This window comes from Parafrankia sp. BMG5.11 (assembly GCF_004337455.1).
In genome coordinates this window covers 1-15,548 of record NZ_SJXI01000153.1, presented here as the reverse complement: position 1 = coordinate 15,548, position 15,548 = coordinate 1, and the positions used below count along the sequence as shown (strand labels likewise).

The window sequence follows — 15,548 nt, the reverse complement described above, 5'->3', positions numbered from 1 at the left end:
GCCGCCGGGCATGCCCGGCGGCTGGCCCGCCGCCGCCCGCTAGCGCGCCCAGACGACCGGAACCGTGTCGGGGCCGGAGCTGCGGCCGAGCTCGGTGATGACGGCATCGTCCGCGAGGCGGTAGTCGGGGATCCGCTTGTGCCACTCCTCCAGCGCGATCGCCAGCTCGTGGCGCGCGAGGTGCGAGCCCAGGCAGCGGTGCGGGCCGGCGCCGAAGGCGATGTGGTTGTTCGGCTTGCGGTCGATGAGCACCTCCGCGGGGCTGGCGAAGGCGGAACCGTCGCGCGTCGCCGCCTTGATCGGCAGCTGCACCATCGATCCGGCCGCGATCGGGCAGCCGGCGACCTCGATGTCCCTGGTGACCTTGCGCGCCGGGATGGTGAACGCGTAGGCCCGCAGGATCTCCTCGATGGCCGACGGGATCAGCGCCGGGTCCGCCACGATCCGCGCCCGGTCCTCGGGGTGGGTCGCCAGGTGGTAGAGCGAATAGCCGAGCGCGGCCGCGACGGTGTCCAGACCCGCCATGAACATGAAGAAGCAGTAGGAGAGGACCTCGTCGTCGGTCACCGGCCGGCCGTCGACCTTGAAGGCGATCGCGTGGCTCACCAGGTCGTCCCCGGGCCTGCGCCGGCGATCGGCGATGACCGAGCCGAAGTACTCGTACACCGCCGCCATCGCCGTCGTCCGGTTGTGGGCGATCTCCTCCGGCGTCGAGCCGTTCGAGTGCAGGATGTTGGCTTCCCAGGCCATGAACCGGTCGAGGTCGCCGACCGGGAGCCCCATCAGCTCGAGGAAGATCGTCGTCGGGTAGTGGAACGAGAAGTCGGTGATCACGTCGCAGGACCCGCGGTCGGCGAACGACTCGATGAGCCCGACCGCCCGCGCCCGGATCCGGTCGTCGAGCCCGTCGATCGCCCGCGGCGAGAAGTACGGGCCGAGCTGCCGCCGCCACTGCCGGTGCTCGTTGCCGCCGAGCATGTGCGGGATCCAGCGGTAGCTGGGATCCGGCTCCATGACCGTGACCGCCTGGGTCGAGAAGGTGTCGGTGTCCTGGTAGGCGCTGAGGATGTCCTCGTACCGGGTGAGCACGTAGTAGCCGTTGGCGAAGGTGTTGCGCACCACCGGCGCCTCGTCGCGCAGCTGGTCGAAGAAGGCGGTCCACTCTCCGACCGGACGCTGTTCGTGGGGTGAGTAGGTCACGGCCGGGCACCGGCTCGGCGCCGGGTCGGTAACAGACATGCGGACTCCCTCCGTCGCTGGGTGATGGCGATCCGGTTGGTGGGCGGCCGGGCTGCGGCCGCCGAAGGACGCGGTCATCGCCGGGTCATTGCGCCGTGATGGCCCGCTCGGGGCAGGAGGCCGCGGCCTCGCGCGCCGTGTCCTCGCCCCCCGCCGGCACCTCGAACTCGGGGCGCAACGCGTAGCCGCTGTCGTCGATCTGGAACAGGTCCGGATCGGTCCCGTAGCAACGCGCATGGCCGGAGCACTTGTCCATATCGATAGTCACCCGCACCGAACCTCTCCTCTCCGCCTCACTGTGCACATTCGCGCAGGTCACCCGCTCGCGCGCGGCGCGCGTCGGCGCCCGTCATCAGGTGATCGCGCCGGCCAGCTTGAGCTCGATCAGCCGTTCGTCGCTGAGCCCGAAATCGCGCAGGACGTCGTCGGTGTGCTCGGCGAACAGCGGCCCGCGGCGCAACGCGACCGCCTGCTCGTCGAACTGCACGGGGCTGGTCACCAGCTCCCTGGGCACGCCCTCGGCGTCCTCGACCGTCGCGATCATGCCGTTGGCCCGCAGCGAAACGTCGTTGGCCACGCCCCAGGCGTCCTGGACGACAGCCCACTGGCCCTCGATGTGCGCGAGCCTGGCCAGCCAGTCCTCGAGGGTCCGCCCGCCGATGATCTCCGCGACGATCTCGGCCGCCACGGGCGCCCGGTCCATCAGCTTCTCGACCGTGTCGAACCGCTCGTCGGAGACGAGCTCCGGCCGCCCCGCGACCTCGCAGAACTCCGCCCAGTAGCGACCGGGCTGCAGCATCGAGAACAGCAGCCACCGGTCGTCGGCGGTGCGGTAGGGGCCGACCAGCGGGTTGCGCGCCGAGCCGTGCCGCGGGGCGGGCGGCCGCGGCGGCGGACCGCCGGCCATCAGCGCCAGGTTGACGGTGAACTGCGTCGCCCAGGCCCCGACACCCAGCAGGGACACGTCAACGACCGAGGTCTCCCCCGTGGTGGCGCGGGCGAACAGGGCCGCCGCCACGCCGCCGGCGATGGTCATGCCGCCGATGTTGTCGCCGAACCCGCCCGCGGGCATCGGGGCCAGCCGGTCGGCGCCGGGCGGGGTGGCTCCCGCGCCGCCGCCCGCGCGGGCCCAGAAGGCGGTCATGTCGTAGCCACCCTTGCCCGCCTCGGGGCCGCGGGTGCCGAAGCCGGAGCCACGCACGTAGATGATCTCCGGGTTGACCTTGCGGACGTCGTCGAGCTCGATCCGCAGCTTGGCGCGCGCGTCGGGCAGGAAGTTGGTCAGGAAGACGTCGCTCTGCCTGACCAGCTCGTCGAGGAGCTCGCGGGCCTGCGGGTTCTCCAGCGCCAGCCCGACGCTGCGCTTGCCCCGGTTCGGGCCTTCGACGATCGGCGAGAAGCTGCTGCCCTTCGCGATCGCGTCGACGCCCAGGACGTTCGTGAGCCCGCGCTGGCCGTCGCCGCGCACGGCGTGCTCGACCTTGATGACGTCGGCGCCCCAGTCCGCCAGGATCGCACCCGCCGCCGGGACGAAGGTGAACTGGGCCACCTCGAGCACTCGGATGCCCTGCATCGGTAACTGCATGGTTCTCTGGATCTCCTCGGTTCCGGCTGTGCTCCCGCGAAGCGGGCGGTCGATCGGTCCGGTCTGTCGGTCGCTCGGCGATGGAGCTCGACGGCGGGTCAGGCCCGTCTCAGCAGCAGCGCACTGCCCGGCGCGCCACCGCCCGTGCTGACCAGGGCCACTTCGGCGTCCGCGACCTGCCGCCCGCGCGCCTCGCCGCGCAGCTGGAGCATCGCCTCGCGGACGAAGCCGAAGCCGTGCAGCCGCCCGGCGGAGAGCTGGCCGCCGTGCGGGTTCAGCGGCAGCCGGCCGTCCAGGGCGATCCCCCGGCCCTCGTCGATGAACGCGCGCGCACCGCCGGGCTCGCAGAAGCCGAGCCCCTCGATCCAGGACAGCGCGTTGAACGTGAAGCCGTCGTAGAGCAGCGCGACGTCGACGTCGTCGGGACGCAGTGACGACCGGGTCCACAGGTGGCGCGCGGGTCCCCGGGTCTGCGGCTCGTGGGTGAGGGTGTCCTGGTCCCAGCTGATCCGCTCGAGGATCTGGGTGCCGACCGCGTCGACCAGCACCGCGGGCCGCGGGCGGTCGGGGGCGGTCTCGACGGCCGAGACGACGACGGCCACGGCACCGTCCACCGGGACGTCGCAGTCGTAGAGGCCGAACGGAGTCGAGACCAGCCGCGCGGCGAGGTAGTCCTCGATCGTGAACGGGTCGCGGTACACGGCTTCGGGGTTGCGGCTCGCATTGTCGCGCGCGGTGACCGCGATCCAGCCGAGCGTCGACCGGTCGCCGCCGTAGCGGTGGAAGTAGTGCGAGGCCTGGAGCGCTATCCAGTTCGCGGCCGACATGGCACCGTACGGCGCCCGCTCCTCGAACATGCCGGTGGCCCGGCCGGCCGGCGCGTCCCACCTGCCGGCGCGGACGAGCGCGGCGTGGGAGGACTCCCACACCGTCCGGAAGCACAGCACGTGGCGACACAGCCCCGCGGCCACCGCCAGCATCCCCGCGATGATCGCCCCGGCCTGACCCGGGGTGTCCCCCGCGCCGTTGATCCAGGTCGGGTGCAGCTGCAACGCCTCGGCGAGCGGTGCTATCCCGCCCTCGGACATGCCCGGCCCACCGACCCGGCCCGGGTAGGTGGACAGCCCGTCGATCTCGTCGAGCGTGAGCCCCGCGTCCTCGACCGCCGCCAGGCACGCCTGGACGGTGAGCTCGAGCGGATCGACCATCAGCCGGCGGCCCACCCGCGACTGGCCGACGCCGGTGAGGGCCACCTTCTCCTCGAACCTCGCCGGCGACACCGGCCTCGCGGGCGCCGTCAGCTCGCGCGGCTCGGGCACCGCGAGCATCTCGCCCGCACGGTCGGGATCCGGTTCGAACAGCGGGAGGTAGACGTCGTCGGCCTGCTCGAACAGCACCCGCACCGCCAGGCCGACGCGCACGTCGCCGGGCTCGCAGTTGACGATGTTGGTGGTCAGCCGGACGCCGTCGTCCTCCGCGAGCGCCACCACCGCCACCACGTACGGCGGCGGGAAATCGGGTAACCACTGCTGGTGGTTGACGGTGAACCCGGCGACCACCCCACGACCGGAGACCGCCGCCATCGTCACCGCGCCGCCGCGGCAGACGCGGCAGCGCGGCAGCGGCGGATGGGTGTAGGCCCCGCAGTCCCCGCACCGGAGGATGCGCAGCACACCGTCCGCACCTGACGTCCAGAACTCGCCGCTGGCGAGCGTCGGCTGTGGCCGCGGCCGCGTGACGGGAGCCGCGCCGGTGGAAGCCGCGCCGGTAGGAGATGCGCCGGTGGGAGGCGCACCCACGGAAGCCGGGCCCGCGGCAGGGGCTCCGGCCCGCTCAGGAACGCGGGAAGTCGAAGACGTCACGGGCGTTGAGCTCAACGATCTTGTGGGCCTCGTCGTCGGGCACGTCGAGGAGTGACTCGGCGATCACCTTGCGGCTGTTCGGCCACATGGAGTCCGAGTGGGGGTAGTCGATCTCGACGCAGATCCGGTCGACACCGATCGCGTGCCGGTTGGTCAGCCCGAACCGATCGTCGATGTAGCAGCCCCAGAAGTGCTTCCGGAGCAGCTCGCTGGGGCGGGTGTCGAAGTCGATGGGCTGGTAGTAGCGGTGGCGGCCCCAGACCCAGTCGGTCCGCTCGGCGATGTAGGGGAGCCAGCCGATACCGCCCTCGGACAGCATGAACTTCAGGCCCGGGTGCTTCTGCAGCTGCCCGGAGAACAGCAGGTCCACGGTCGACCACATCAGGTTGGTCGCGTAGAGGGCGAACGACGTCGCAGGGGGTGCCTGGCCGGGCGCGGGCGGGTTGGGCGAGAGCGCGGCGGCCGAGAAGTTGAAGCCGGGCACGAAGCTGCCCGAGCCGAAATGCAGGCTCACCGGGATCCCGGTCTCCTCGAGGACGTCCCACAGCGGACCCCAGTGGTCGTCGTGGAACGACGGCAGCCCGAGCGGGACCGGGCTGTCGGGAAACGAGACGGTACGGGCACCCTTGGCCGCGACCCGGCGCAGTTCGGCCACCGCCTGGTCGAGGTCCCACAGCGGGAGCAGGGCGAGCGGCACGAACCGGTCGGGCGCCGACGCCGCCCACTCGTCGATGCTGAAGTCGTTCCAGGCCCGCACGCAGGCCAGCCCCAGTTCGGGATCCTTGGCCCGCATGAACACCCGGCCACCGAAGCCGGGGAACGACGGGAAGCAGCAGGCGGCCTGGATCCCGTCGAGGTCCATGTCCTTGACCCGCTCGACCGGGTCGTAGCAGCCCGGGATCATGTCGTCGAAGCGCAGCGGCTCCATCCCGAACTCCTCGGGCGTCTTGCCGGCGACCGCGTTCAGCCCGATGTACGGGAAGACCTGGTCCTCCATGTGCCACACGTGCCGGCGCTGCTCGTCCTCGACGATGCGCGGGCCCGCGTCCAGGAACTTCCGCGGGAGCCGATCGGCGAAGACCCGCGGGTGTTCGATGAGGTGATCGTCGACCGAAATGATCTGCATGTAGTCCTGGAGTGGCATCCAGCGTCCCTTCAGGTCCCCTCGATTGTGCTGTCGATCATATAACCTATTGTACTACATCGCACGATAGCGCCACTGGTACAGCCCGCGTTCCACCCGAGGAGCGATGCATGGAGAAAGAGCCGACCAGACCCTGGACGACGACCACGACCTGCTGAACTTCGGCGAGACGGGCGGCCGGCTGCGGGCGGAGATCGCAGCCGTCGAGGCCGCGCTGGCCGCGGCAGAGGATGCGGATGCGGGTGAGCGGCGTGCCGCCGCCGAGGCCCGCCTGACGGCCCTGCGCGCCGCGCTGGCGCGCAACAACCGGAACGCGGCGGCGAGGCCCGGCGAGACCGACTTCCTCGCCTACGTCCCCCCCGGCCGGGCCGACCCGCCTTCCGACGGGACGGCCGCACCTCCCGAGGAGTGACGCGTCGGGCGGGCCGTCAGAAGGCGGGCACCTGCGGCCGCAGCTTGACGTAGCCTCCCGCGTCGACGCGGAGCTGGGTGCCGGTGATGAAGCGGGACTCGTCGGAGAGCAGGAAGAGGACCGCGTCGGCGATGTCCTCGGGCTCGACGTACGGGTCGCCTGTCGCGGTCATGGCCGGGAACGACGGCAGCACGTCCTCGAGGGTGGGCTCGGCCAGGTCCGGGCGGAACGCTCGGTACATGACGTCGTTGTTCAGCATGTCGGTGTTGACGTTGGTCGGGTGGACGGCGTTCACCCGGATGCTCTGACCAGCCAGGACGACGGCGAGGTCGTGGACCAGCGACGCCACCGCCCGCTTGGCCCAGGCGTAGCCCAGGCCGCCGGACCCCTTGGCCGCGTTGTCCAATGTGCCGGGGATCAACGCGGCCAGGCTTCCCGTCGCGACGATCGAGGCCCCGGGCTGCAGGTGGGGCAGGGCGACGTCGACGGCGTTGAAGACGCCTCCGAAGTCGACGCTGACCGCGTCGACGAAGGCCTGCGGCGCCGTCGTACCGAGCGGGCAGATGCCGGCCTGGGCCACCACGCCGTCCAACCGGCCGAACTGGGCGATGCCCTCGGCGACGGCGGCGGCCAGCGCGGCCCGGTCGCGGACGTCGGCGATCTGCGCGACGACGCGGCCGCCGCGCTCCTTGACCAGGCGGGCCGTCTCGTCCAGGTCGTTTTGGGTCGCCATCGGGTAGGGCGTGGAGGCGATGTCGGCGCACAGGTCGACAGCCACGACGTCGCCTCCCTCCGCCGCGACCCGGACGGCGTGCGCCCGACCCTGGCCACGCGCCGCACCGGTGATGAAGACGACCTTGCCGTCCATGCGTCCCACGGATGTGCTCCTGTCCCTTGTGCCCGAGGACGCCGCGCCCCTCGCTGACCTCGGCCCGACCCCACGCGAGCTGCTTGCCTTCGCCTGTGACTGCCGCCATACTAAAATAGTTCAATCAATTATTCTAGTGTTCTAAGAGGGTGGTATCCGATGTCGGCGCTGACCTACCAGCTGTACATCGACGGCGCATGGCGGGACAGCGACGGCGACGGCGTCCTCGAGGTCCTCAATCCGGCGACCGAAGAGGTCATCGGCGCCGTCCCCGACGGAACCGTCAGCGACGTCGACCGGGCCGTCGCCGCCGCCCGGCGGGCCTTCGACGAGGGCCCGTGGCCGACGCTCAGCGCCAACGAGCGCGCCACCGTGCTGCTGCGCATGGCCGACGTGATGGAGCGGCGCGTCGACGAGCTCAAGGAACTCAGCGTCCGAGAGGCCGGCTCGACGCGTGCCCTGGCCGACACGCTGCAGGTCAGCGTCCCACTTCACCACTTCAGAGATATGGCCGAGCGGGTGCTGCGGCAGTTCCCGTTCGAGCGGGCGATGCTGCCGACGGTCGGGCCGACGCTCGCCCAGGGGGTCGTGCGCCGCGAGCCCTACGGCGTCGCCGCACTCATCTCGGCCTACAACTTCCCGCTCTTCCTCAACATCCTCAAGCTGGCCCCGGCACTGGCCGCGGGGTGCACGGTCGTCCTCAAGCCGGCGCCGACCACCCCGCTCGAGGCGTTCGTCCTGGGCGAGATGGCCGACGAGGCCGGCCTGCCGCCCGGCGTGCTCAACATCGTGAGCGGCGGCATAGCGGCCGGCGAGGCGCTGACCACCCATCCCGGGGTCGACATCGTCAGCTTCACCGGCTCCGACACCGTGGGCCGGCTGGTCTACGCCCAGGCGGCGCCGTCACTGAAGAAGGTCGTACTCGAGCTCGGCGGCAAGTCCGCCAACATCATCACCGCCGACGTCGACCTCGACCTCGTCGTCCCGACGATCGTCAACGGCATGACCACCCACGCCGGCCAGGGCTGCAGCCTGCTGACCCGGACGCTGGTGCACCGCTCACGTCTCGACGAGCTCGTCGGCCTGGTCAAGCAGAGCCTTGATCACATCACGGTCGGCGACCCGGCCGACCCCGCCACGACCATGGGACCGCTGATCAGCGCGGCCCAGCGGGCGAAGGTCGAGAGCCTCATCTCCGCCGGCCGCGCCGAGGGCGCCCAGGTCGCCTACGGCGGGGGCCGGCCCGCCCATCTCGACAAGGGGTTCTTCGTCGAGCCGACGCTGTTCGTCGATGTCGACAACTCGATGACGGTCGCCCGCAAGGAGTTCTTCGGCCCGGTCGGCGTCGTCATCGCCTTCGACGACGACGACGAGGCGGTCCGGCTCGCCAACGACAGCGAGTTCGGGCTCGGCGGCGGGGTCTGGGCGCAGTCCCCGGTACGCGCCTACGAGATCGCCAAGCGGCTGCGCACCGGAATGATCTACATCAACGGCGGCGGTGCGGGCTCCAGCCCGCACACCGCGTTCGGCGGCTACAAGCAGAGCGGGCTCGGCCTCGAGCGCGGCGAGTTCGGCCTCGAGGAGTTCCTGCTGTCCAAGAGCATCATCTGGAGCGCCCGCTGAGCGGGCCGGAGACGCGGGCGAAATCATGAACCTGATCGGCACCAGTCGAAAATCATTAGCGGTGATCACCGGCACCTACGGCGGAACGGGCCGCGCCGTGGCTCGGCGGCTCGGCGTGCGCTACCGGCTCGTCCTCTCCGGCCGCAACGAGGTCGCGCTGGCCGCGCTGCACGACAGCCTCACCGAAGAGGGCTACGACATCGCCCTCTCCGTCGCCACCGACGTGGCGAGCCCGGAGAGCGTCCAGCGGCTCGCCACAGCGGTGGGCGAGGCCGGCGCCCTGGGCACGCTGGTCCACACGGCTGGCCTCTCCCCCGCCCTCGCCGGCCCGCGGACGATCGTCGAGGTCAATCTCCGGGGGACGGCACACCTGCTCGACGCGTTCCTGCCGCTGGCCGTCCCCGGCAGCTCGGCGGTCTGCATCGGGTCGGTGGCGGCCCACACCTTCAGCTCATCGGCCGAGGTCGACGCCGTGCTCGACGACCCGCACGCCGGTGGCCTCGCCGTCGAGCTGGAGCGGCTCCTGCTCGCCGCCGACCCGAACCCGACCCCCTACTTCTTCGCCGTGCGCGCCTACGGAGCGTCGAAGCGCGGGGTCCTACGGCTGGTCGAACGGTCCGCCGGTGCCTGGGCCGAGCGCGGTGCCCGCATCCTGTCGGTCTCGCCAGGCACCGTGCTGACCCCGATGGGTCGCCAGGAGATGGCGGCGAACCCGCTGGCCGCCGCGGCCGCGGAGGTGACCCCGCTGCGGCGGCTGGGCATGCCCGCCGACATCGCGGCCGCGATCGACTTCCTCGTCTCCGACAGCGCCAGCTACATCACCGGGTGCGACCTGCGCGTCGACGGCGGCATCGTCGCCGCCAGGCGTCATCCGGCCGCCGCCCCCCGTCCCGCCAGCCAGCCGACTCCTGTGAGCGAGCCTCATGTCACCCTCGATCCAGCCTGAGAACTTCTTCCAGCTCGGCTACGTCACCCGCGACCTGGAGGGCGCGATCGCGCGGTTCCGGGACGACCACCAGGTAGCCGAGTTCCGCCGTATCGACACCACGGAGCCGGGTGGACCGCCCGGCTCGCAGATCGCCCTCGCCTACAGCCGCGGGGTGATGGTGGAGATCATCGAACCGGTACCCGGCCGTGAGGGCATCTACCTCGACGCGCTGCGGCCCGACGGCGGCGTCAGCCTGCACCACCTGGGCTATCTCGTCGACGACGTGGCCTCGCTCGACGAGCTGGCCGAGCGGTTCCAGGCGGCGGGCATCGAGATCCCGATGCGTTTCTCGCAGCGGCTGGGACTGTCGGCGATCTACGCCGACACCCGCCCGGGGATCGGGCACTTCAGCGAGTTCGTGTTCCGCCACGATGAAGGCAGGGAACTGTTCGCACAGCTCCCCCGCCACTGAGGGTAGCTGTGCGTCTCGCCGCGACATCGACCCTCCGCCCTAGACCACCCACGAATCGTCGACGACCTGCGGACCGGCCACCGACGTCAGTCGCTACGGAATCGACGTCGAGACCGCCCGCGGGCTCATCCAGGATCTGACGAAGATCGTCGATTCGCTCCAGCGCGGCGCCTGACCGCCACCGTTCACCGCCGTGCCGGCGACCGGGCCGAGCGAGCTCGGAACGGTTGCCCAGGCCACCGCCAGGGGCGAACACCTCACCCGAGCGTGCCGGCTCGGCGTATGTCCCGGGCCGCCGCGTCGGACTCTGCGCCAAAAACTGCACTCAGTACCACTCTGGACATCGCCAAGCAGTTATGGTGCGGGGTACAGTGCAAAAGTGATGGCTGAGGCGTCTGGAGAGCTGGGGCTCCGCGAACGCACCCGGCGGGCCGTACGGGCCGAGCTGGTGTCCGTCGCGATGGACCTGTTCGCCCGCAAGGGTTACGACGCGACGACGATCGATGAGATCGCGGCCGCCGCCGGAATGTCCCGCAGCACCTTCTTCCGCTACTTCACTTCGAAGGAAGACGTCGTACTCGGCCACCTGAGCACCCTCGGCCGACTACTCGTCGACGCCCTGGCGAAACGGCCCGCGGATGAGGATGCCTGGACGGCGCTGCGCCGGGCCTTCGACATTCTCCTCGCCTACCACGCAGGCGATCCACAGGGCACCCTCGGCCTGCGACTCATGATCGATAGTAGTCCCGAGCTGCGGGCCCGCAACCTGGAAAAGCAGTGCCGGTGGCACGACCCTCTCATCCCCCACATCGCCGACCGTCTTGGCCCCACTTCCACCGAGGCCGGTATCGACGCACGCCCCGAGGCGATCATCGGTGCCGCGCTGGCATGCCTGGAGGCAGCGAACAGGGCCTGGAGGGCAACCGACGGCCAGGCGCCCCTCGACAAGGTCCTCGACGACGTCATGCGCACCGTCCGCCCCGGAGCCTTCTGACTCAGCGCAGGTCGTCACGTACCGGTGGGAACGGCATATCCGGCCTCGATCATACGAAGGCGGTCATCGTGGAACCATCCGTGCTGCTGGAGCAGCGGGGCGCGGTGTCGATCGTGACGCTGAACCGGCCCGGCCGCCGCAACGGCGTGACCGTTCAGATGTGCGAAGAGCTCTATGAAGCGCTATCCCCCGTGCCCGCCAGTGATGCACGCGTCGTTGTGCTGCGTGGCGCGGGCAACGACTTCTCGGTCGGCGCTGATCTCACCGGCGGTCACTCGTCGGAACCGGCGACGCTGGAACGGCTCGGCGCCGTGTACCACGCGTCGACGTTGCTGCACACGATGCCGCAGCTGACGATCGCCGCGATCGACGGTGGCTGCGCGGGCGCGGCGATGGGATGGGCGTGCGCGTGCGACTTCCGGTTCGCGTCCGAACGCGCCAGGTTCGCGACCGGTTTCCTGAAAGTCGGCGTGTCCGGGGACATGGGTCTCGTCTGGTCGCTTGCGCGGCTCGTCGGCGCGGCCCGTGCTCGCGAGCTGCTGTTCTTTCCGGAGAAGGTGACGGCGCAGGACGCGCTCGCCTTCGGCCTCGTCACCCGGCTGTTCCCGGCCGACACGCTGCACGACGAGGTGCTCGCGCTGGCCGACGAGCTCGCGGGCCACCATCCGTTCCCGCTGCGGATGATGAAGGCCAACGTGCTGTCTGCCGAGCGGATGGACATGGCGGAGTACATCGAGGTCGAGTCGGCGCGCCACCTGCACGTCACGGCGAGCCCGTCGTTGCTGCCGGCACGATCATCTCAGTCGGGAACCGGAACCCGACGAACTCCGACTCAGGCGACGGCGGACGGGCCGCGACGCGACTCGTGATCCGATCCTGACTGGCCCGGCCCCAGATGACGACACCTCGCTCACCGGGAGCGCGGACGTGGCCATTGAGTCGAACCCGGCACCCCGCACCGCCACGGTACCCAGAACCACAACTGGTTCTTGATGTCCAGGGTGGTACTGAGTGCCGTTCTAGGCGTAGGGTCCTGGTGCCAACGCGAGGTCACGGCGGAGGCAGCCCGGGTGTCCCACGCCTCGTGCCGCCGAGAACACCGGCAGGTTTCGGCTCCGGAGCAAGGGAGCACAGGCATGGGTCGTGCGATTGTTTTCAACGGTGACCGGACCTGGGAGGAGCGCGACCTGCCGGTGCCCGATCCTCAGCCGGGCGGCGCGGTGCTGCGGGTGGAGGCGACGGGCTTGTGCCACGGCGACGTCGACCAGTTCCACGGCATCGGTCGCACCCCGAGAGGCGGGGCGTTCCCCGTGGTTCCAGGCCATGAGGTCGTCGGACGGATCGAGAAGATCGACGCGCGGGCAGCCGAGGAATGGGGCGTCACGGAAGGAGACCGGGTCGCCGTCCGCACGATCGTCATCACCCCCGAAGGCGGCACCCGCGCCTACGGGATCGACTTCTCGGTGAAGGAGGGCTCCGGTCTCTACGGCGGTTACGCCGACTACATGGAGATCCTGCCGGGATCCGCGGTCTACCGCCTCCGGGAGGACCTCCCCGCGGCGGAGCTCACGATCTTCGAGGCGTTGTCCTGCGCGGTCACGTGGGTCCGCCCGGTCAAGGACGGTCACACCGTCGTCATCGAGGGACCCGGCCACATGGGCCTGGCCACCGTCGTCGCGGCCCGCGCCGCGGGCGCTGGCACGATCGTGGTCACCGGCCTCTCGCAGGACCGGTCCCGGCTCGACTGCGCCCTGCAGGTGGGCGCTGACCACGTGATCGACGTCCAGACGGAGAACGCCGCGCAACGCCTCGCCGACATCACCGACGGTCGCATGGCTGACGTCGTGATCGACGCGGCGTCCGGGAGCTCGGTGACGGTCAACACCGCGATGGAGCTTGTCGACAGGGGCGGCCACATCGTCATCGCCGGGCTGAAGGACGAGCCGGTGAACGGCCTGGACAGCAACTCGATCCTGTTCCGGGGGATCACCATCGGTCCCGGGGCCGGACTCGACGCGGCCCGCGCGGTCGCGCTCATCAACGACGGCCAGGTGCCGACCGCTGCGCTGGCCGGCGAGACCTTCCCGCTCGATCGCTTCGAGGACGCCTTCGCGCTGCTGGACCGCCGTGTCCCCGGCCGTGACGCGGTGCGGGTGTCGCTGCACGTCTCGTGAACAGTTCGCCAGTGAAAGCCGGCAGTGAGAGGAAGTCCCTGATGGACCTGCAGACGTTATCCGACAAGATCGAGATCAACGAGGTTCTTACCCGGTATGCCCGAAGCTGCGACTCGAGGGACTGGGATCTTTTCCGGACGCTGTTCACCCCTGACGCGTTCCTCGACTACAGCTCGGTGACGTCGGCGGTCGGCTCGCGTGACGAGGTCGCCGCCTGGCTCGAGGAGGGGCTGGGCAGGACGCCGTGGACGCAGCACTTCATCAGCAACGTGGAGATCGACCTCGACGGCGACAGGGCGAAGGTTCGGGCGATGTTTTACAACCCGATGCTGCTGCCGGGGATGACCGAGCTGAGCTACTGCGGCGGCTACTACCACCACGACATGGTGCGGACGCCGCAGGGATGGAAAAGCGAGCGGCTCGTCGAGGAGAACCTGTGGTTCGTGAACCATCCAGGGGCACCCACACCCTGACGCCAGCCTCCGTCTAGCACACAAAAACACCCTCCTTCGCCGAAGTGGACCATCGCTGCCTCCCCTCCCGGGCTCTCGACAACACCAGCCGCCGTCCTTCGGCCGCCGGGCAACGGTCGTCGATCGGCGTGCTCGCGGCCGTAGCCATGCTCGCGGCCGCCGGCACGGTGCTCATGGTCGTCCTGCGCGGGAAGCGGGGGTGAGCAGAGGCAAAAAGATCGTCTACAAGCCGGTCGGCATGGTCGGCGGTCTGCTGGCCGGAGCCGCCTCGGGATTCCTCGTGCGGAAGAGCTGGGCGGCGATCTCCGGTGAGGAGGAGACTCCGACGCGCTGCGCCTCGATCACGGCTTCGCAGAGGTGGTCCTCGCCGCGGCCCTGCAGGGCGCGGTCTTTGCCGCCACGAGTGCCGCGATCAACCGGCTCGGCGCGCTCGGATTCCGGCGCGCGACCGGCGTATGGCCCAGCGACTGAACCTCAAAGATCTGAGCCCCCAGCCGCCGTCGACGCCAGCCCAACATTCATGATCGCTCGGAGCGGCCACCGGACTACCCGGCAGATCATCGTGCCCGCGCCGACGGGCAGCCTGGTCCGGGCGCAATGGTGAGCATTTGGTCGCCAGTGCGGCCACAGGCGACAGAGCCCTCATGAGCGGAGGCAGGATATCGCCGCGGCCGACACAGCCGGATCGGACAGGGCCGGCAGGTTCACGCCCAGACGGTAGAGCGCGGTGCGTACGGCGACGTCCGGGTCCGGATACAGCGCGCCACGCAGGGCCTGCGCCAGCCAGCCGAACAGGTTGCCCCGATGGCGTTCGGCCTCGGTCATACCGGGCGCCGACGAGTCATTGAGCGACCAGCTCACCGTCGACGACCGTCGTAGCCAGGCGCGTACCTCCCTGCCCAGCGGCGAGGTCACCGGAATCTGGCGGAAACGGCCGGCCTCGGCATCAGCCAATGCCCTGGCGAGACCCGGCGTGCCCGCGACGCCAAGGTGATCGGCGATGCGCCGTACCTCCGCGACCGCCGCGGCACGTTTGGCGGCAGGGGAGGCGCCGGCGACGGCTTCGACAAGGGCGACCTCGTGGGGCTGGCAGGACGTCGGATCCGTCGGCAGGGCGCTGCCCTCCGGCGCGGCGCTGGTGAACCAGGGCTCGAACTGGGCAGACAGCATCGGGCCCGTCACGGCGTCCAACGTCGGCAGGACGCCCGTGACGATGCCGGCCAGCACCACAGCTCGCGCGACCGGGTCCATCGCGGCGTCGACATTGATGTCCGGAGCCTCCGGATCGACCGGGGCAAGACCGGCTTCGGCAAGGTGGGCGCGGAACCGTCCGGGCTCGGCCCCCGACACACAGTCCATCCGCCCGGGGTCGAACGCGATCAGTTCCGTCCCGTCGACGGCGTACGCGAAGCGCGGGTAAGCGTAGTCGTGACGGAGTACTGCCACCGCTTCAGTACCTCGGGAGATGGCGGCCAGCAGCGTCCCAGCGGCCGCGAACCCGTTCGGTTCGAGGACCACCGTCCACCCCTGCAGCTCGACAGCGCCAGCCAGCTGCGGATAGCCGGCCAGGTACGAGGTCTGTCGCTCGAACATCTCGCTGGGACGAAGCTCGGTGAACGTGTCCGGATAGCCGCCCATCCGCCGCAGCGCGCCGGCGGCATCGACCCCGCGGACGAACGTGAGACAGAAGATCTCGCCGAGGGCGTCGCAGAGCCACTCGGCGTGTAGCCGTCTCCTGACCATCCTCGAACACTAGTCGCGGTAGGGACCGTCC

General features: G+C 70.5%; 16 protein-coding genes. 9 read left to right on the top strand and 7 right to left on the bottom strand.

Features of this window, described 5'->3' with window-relative positions:
• Positions 1-39 precede the first annotated feature (39 nt).
• The 5 genes from E0504_RS48095 to E0504_RS48075 form a co-directional block, all read right to left on the bottom strand.
• A complete protein-coding gene (locus tag E0504_RS48095; protein ID WP_112108752.1) occupies positions 40-1,239 on the bottom strand; it encodes a cytochrome P450 in 1,200 nt (399 codons plus the stop codon).
• 85 nt (positions 1,240-1,324) lie between these two features.
• A complete protein-coding gene (locus E0504_RS48090; RefSeq protein ID WP_306769423.1) occupies positions 1,325-1,507 on the bottom strand; it encodes a ferredoxin in 183 nt (60 codons plus the stop codon).
• An 84-nt stretch (positions 1,508-1,591) separates the two neighbouring features.
• Entirely contained in the window at positions 1,592-2,824 is a 1,233-nt protein-coding gene (locus E0504_RS48085; RefSeq protein WP_112108740.1) for a CaiB/BaiF CoA-transferase family protein, read from the bottom strand.
• 98 nt (positions 2,825-2,922) lie between these two features.
• Positions 2,923-4,623: an OB-fold domain-containing protein gene (locus E0504_RS48080; protein ID WP_112108741.1), complete on the bottom strand. Its 1,701-nt coding sequence runs from the start codon at positions 4,621-4,623 to the stop codon at positions 2,923-2,925.
• A 34-nt stretch (positions 4,624-4,657) separates the two neighbouring features.
• Positions 4,658-5,830 (bottom strand): amidohydrolase family protein, encoded by a 1,173-nt coding sequence (locus E0504_RS48075; RefSeq protein ID WP_112108742.1) that lies wholly within the window; start codon positions 5,828-5,830, stop codon positions 4,658-4,660.
• 106 nt (positions 5,831-5,936) lie between these two features.
• Here E0504_RS48075 and E0504_RS48070 point away from each other — a divergent pair, with 106 nt between their 5' ends.
• The gene (locus tag E0504_RS48070) at positions 5,937-6,242 is read left to right on the top strand and encodes a hypothetical protein (RefSeq protein ID WP_235014830.1); all 306 of its coding nucleotides are present in this window, start codon (positions 5,937-5,939) and stop codon (positions 6,240-6,242) included.
• A 16-nt stretch (positions 6,243-6,258) separates the two neighbouring features.
• On the opposite strand, the gene E0504_RS48065 is transcribed toward E0504_RS48070, so the two are convergent.
• Positions 6,259-7,119: a mycofactocin-coupled SDR family oxidoreductase gene (locus tag E0504_RS48065; protein ID WP_165938868.1), complete on the bottom strand. Its 861-nt coding sequence runs from the start codon at positions 7,117-7,119 to the stop codon at positions 6,259-6,261.
• Between the two features lie 150 nt (positions 7,120-7,269).
• Here E0504_RS48065 and E0504_RS48060 point away from each other — a divergent pair, with 150 nt between their 5' ends.
• The 8 genes from E0504_RS48060 to E0504_RS53200 all read left to right on the top strand — a co-directional run bounded on the left by E0504_RS48060 (position 7,270) and on the right by E0504_RS53200 (position 14,245).
• Positions 7,270-8,733, top strand: coding sequence for an aldehyde dehydrogenase family protein (locus tag E0504_RS48060; RefSeq protein WP_112108744.1), 1,464 nt, complete (start codon positions 7,270-7,272; stop codon positions 8,731-8,733).
• Positions 8,734-8,758: 25 nt separating this feature from the next.
• The gene (locus tag E0504_RS48055) at positions 8,759-9,679 is read left to right on the top strand and encodes an SDR family oxidoreductase (protein ID WP_112108745.1); all 921 of its coding nucleotides are present in this window, start codon (positions 8,759-8,761) and stop codon (positions 9,677-9,679) included.
• Positions 9,657-10,133 carry a VOC family protein gene (locus E0504_RS48050; protein WP_112108746.1) on the top strand — a complete coding sequence of 159 codons (477 nt, stop codon included), beginning with the start codon at positions 9,657-9,659 and terminating at the stop codon, positions 10,131-10,133. The genes E0504_RS48055 and E0504_RS48050 overlap by 23 nt, the downstream gene beginning before the upstream one ends.
• A gap of 382 nt (positions 10,134-10,515) precedes the next feature.
• Positions 10,516-11,127: a TetR family transcriptional regulator gene (locus tag E0504_RS48045; RefSeq protein ID WP_243657982.1), complete on the top strand. Its 612-nt coding sequence runs from the start codon at positions 10,516-10,518 to the stop codon at positions 11,125-11,127.
• Positions 11,128-11,195: 68 nt separating this feature from the next.
• Entirely contained in the window at positions 11,196-11,996 is an 801-nt protein-coding gene (locus E0504_RS48040) for an enoyl-CoA hydratase/isomerase family protein (protein WP_112108748.1), read from the top strand.
• Between the two features lie 267 nt (positions 11,997-12,263).
• Positions 12,264-13,301 carry a zinc-binding dehydrogenase gene (locus E0504_RS48035; protein ID WP_131627882.1) on the top strand — a complete coding sequence of 346 codons (1,038 nt, stop codon included), beginning with the start codon at positions 12,264-12,266 and terminating at the stop codon, positions 13,299-13,301.
• 41 nt (positions 13,302-13,342) lie between these two features.
• Positions 13,343-13,774 carry a nuclear transport factor 2 family protein gene (locus E0504_RS48030; protein WP_112108750.1) on the top strand — a complete coding sequence of 144 codons (432 nt, stop codon included), beginning with the start codon at positions 13,343-13,345 and terminating at the stop codon, positions 13,772-13,774.
• Positions 13,775-14,131: 357 nt separating this feature from the next.
• Complete coding sequence (locus E0504_RS53200) at positions 14,132-14,245, top strand: DUF4235 domain-containing protein (RefSeq protein ID WP_235014834.1); 114 nt, start codon at positions 14,132-14,134, stop codon at positions 14,243-14,245.
• A gap of 171 nt (positions 14,246-14,416) precedes the next feature.
• Here E0504_RS53200 and E0504_RS48020 read toward each other — a convergent pair whose 3' ends face one another.
• Entirely contained in the window at positions 14,417-15,517 is a 1,101-nt protein-coding gene (locus E0504_RS48020; RefSeq protein ID WP_112108751.1) for a DUF6461 domain-containing protein, read from the bottom strand.
• Positions 15,518-15,548 lie beyond the last annotated feature (31 nt).

Coding starts and splice junctions, on each gene's coding strand:
- E0504_RS48095 (WP_112108752.1), bottom strand. CDS start 1,239: ATGTCTGTTACCGACCCGGCGCCGAGCCGGTGCCCGGCCGTGACCTAC.
- E0504_RS48085 (WP_112108740.1), bottom strand. CDS start 2,824: ATGCAGTTACCGATGCAGGGCATCCGAGTGCTCGAGGTGGCCCAGTTC.
- E0504_RS48075 (WP_112108742.1), bottom strand. CDS start 5,830: ATGCCACTCCAGGACTACATGCAGATCATTTCGGTCGACGATCACCTC.
- E0504_RS48070 (WP_235014830.1), top strand. CDS start 5,937: ATGCATGGAGAAAGAGCCGACCAGACCCTGGACGACGACCACGACCTG.
- E0504_RS48060 (WP_112108744.1), top strand. CDS start 7,270: ATGTCGGCGCTGACCTACCAGCTGTACATCGACGGCGCATGGCGGGAC.
- E0504_RS48055 (WP_112108745.1), top strand. CDS start 8,759: ATGAACCTGATCGGCACCAGTCGAAAATCATTAGCGGTGATCACCGGC.
- E0504_RS48050 (WP_112108746.1), top strand. CDS start 9,657: ATGTCACCCTCGATCCAGCCTGAGAACTTCTTCCAGCTCGGCTACGTC.
- E0504_RS48045 (WP_243657982.1), top strand. CDS start 10,516: ATGGCTGAGGCGTCTGGAGAGCTGGGGCTCCGCGAACGCACCCGGCGG.
- E0504_RS48035 (WP_131627882.1), top strand. CDS start 12,264: ATGGGTCGTGCGATTGTTTTCAACGGTGACCGGACCTGGGAGGAGCGC.
- E0504_RS48030 (WP_112108750.1), top strand. CDS start 13,343: ATGGACCTGCAGACGTTATCCGACAAGATCGAGATCAACGAGGTTCTT.
- E0504_RS48020 (WP_112108751.1), bottom strand. CDS start 15,517: ATGGTCAGGAGACGGCTACACGCCGAGTGGCTCTGCGACGCCCTCGGC.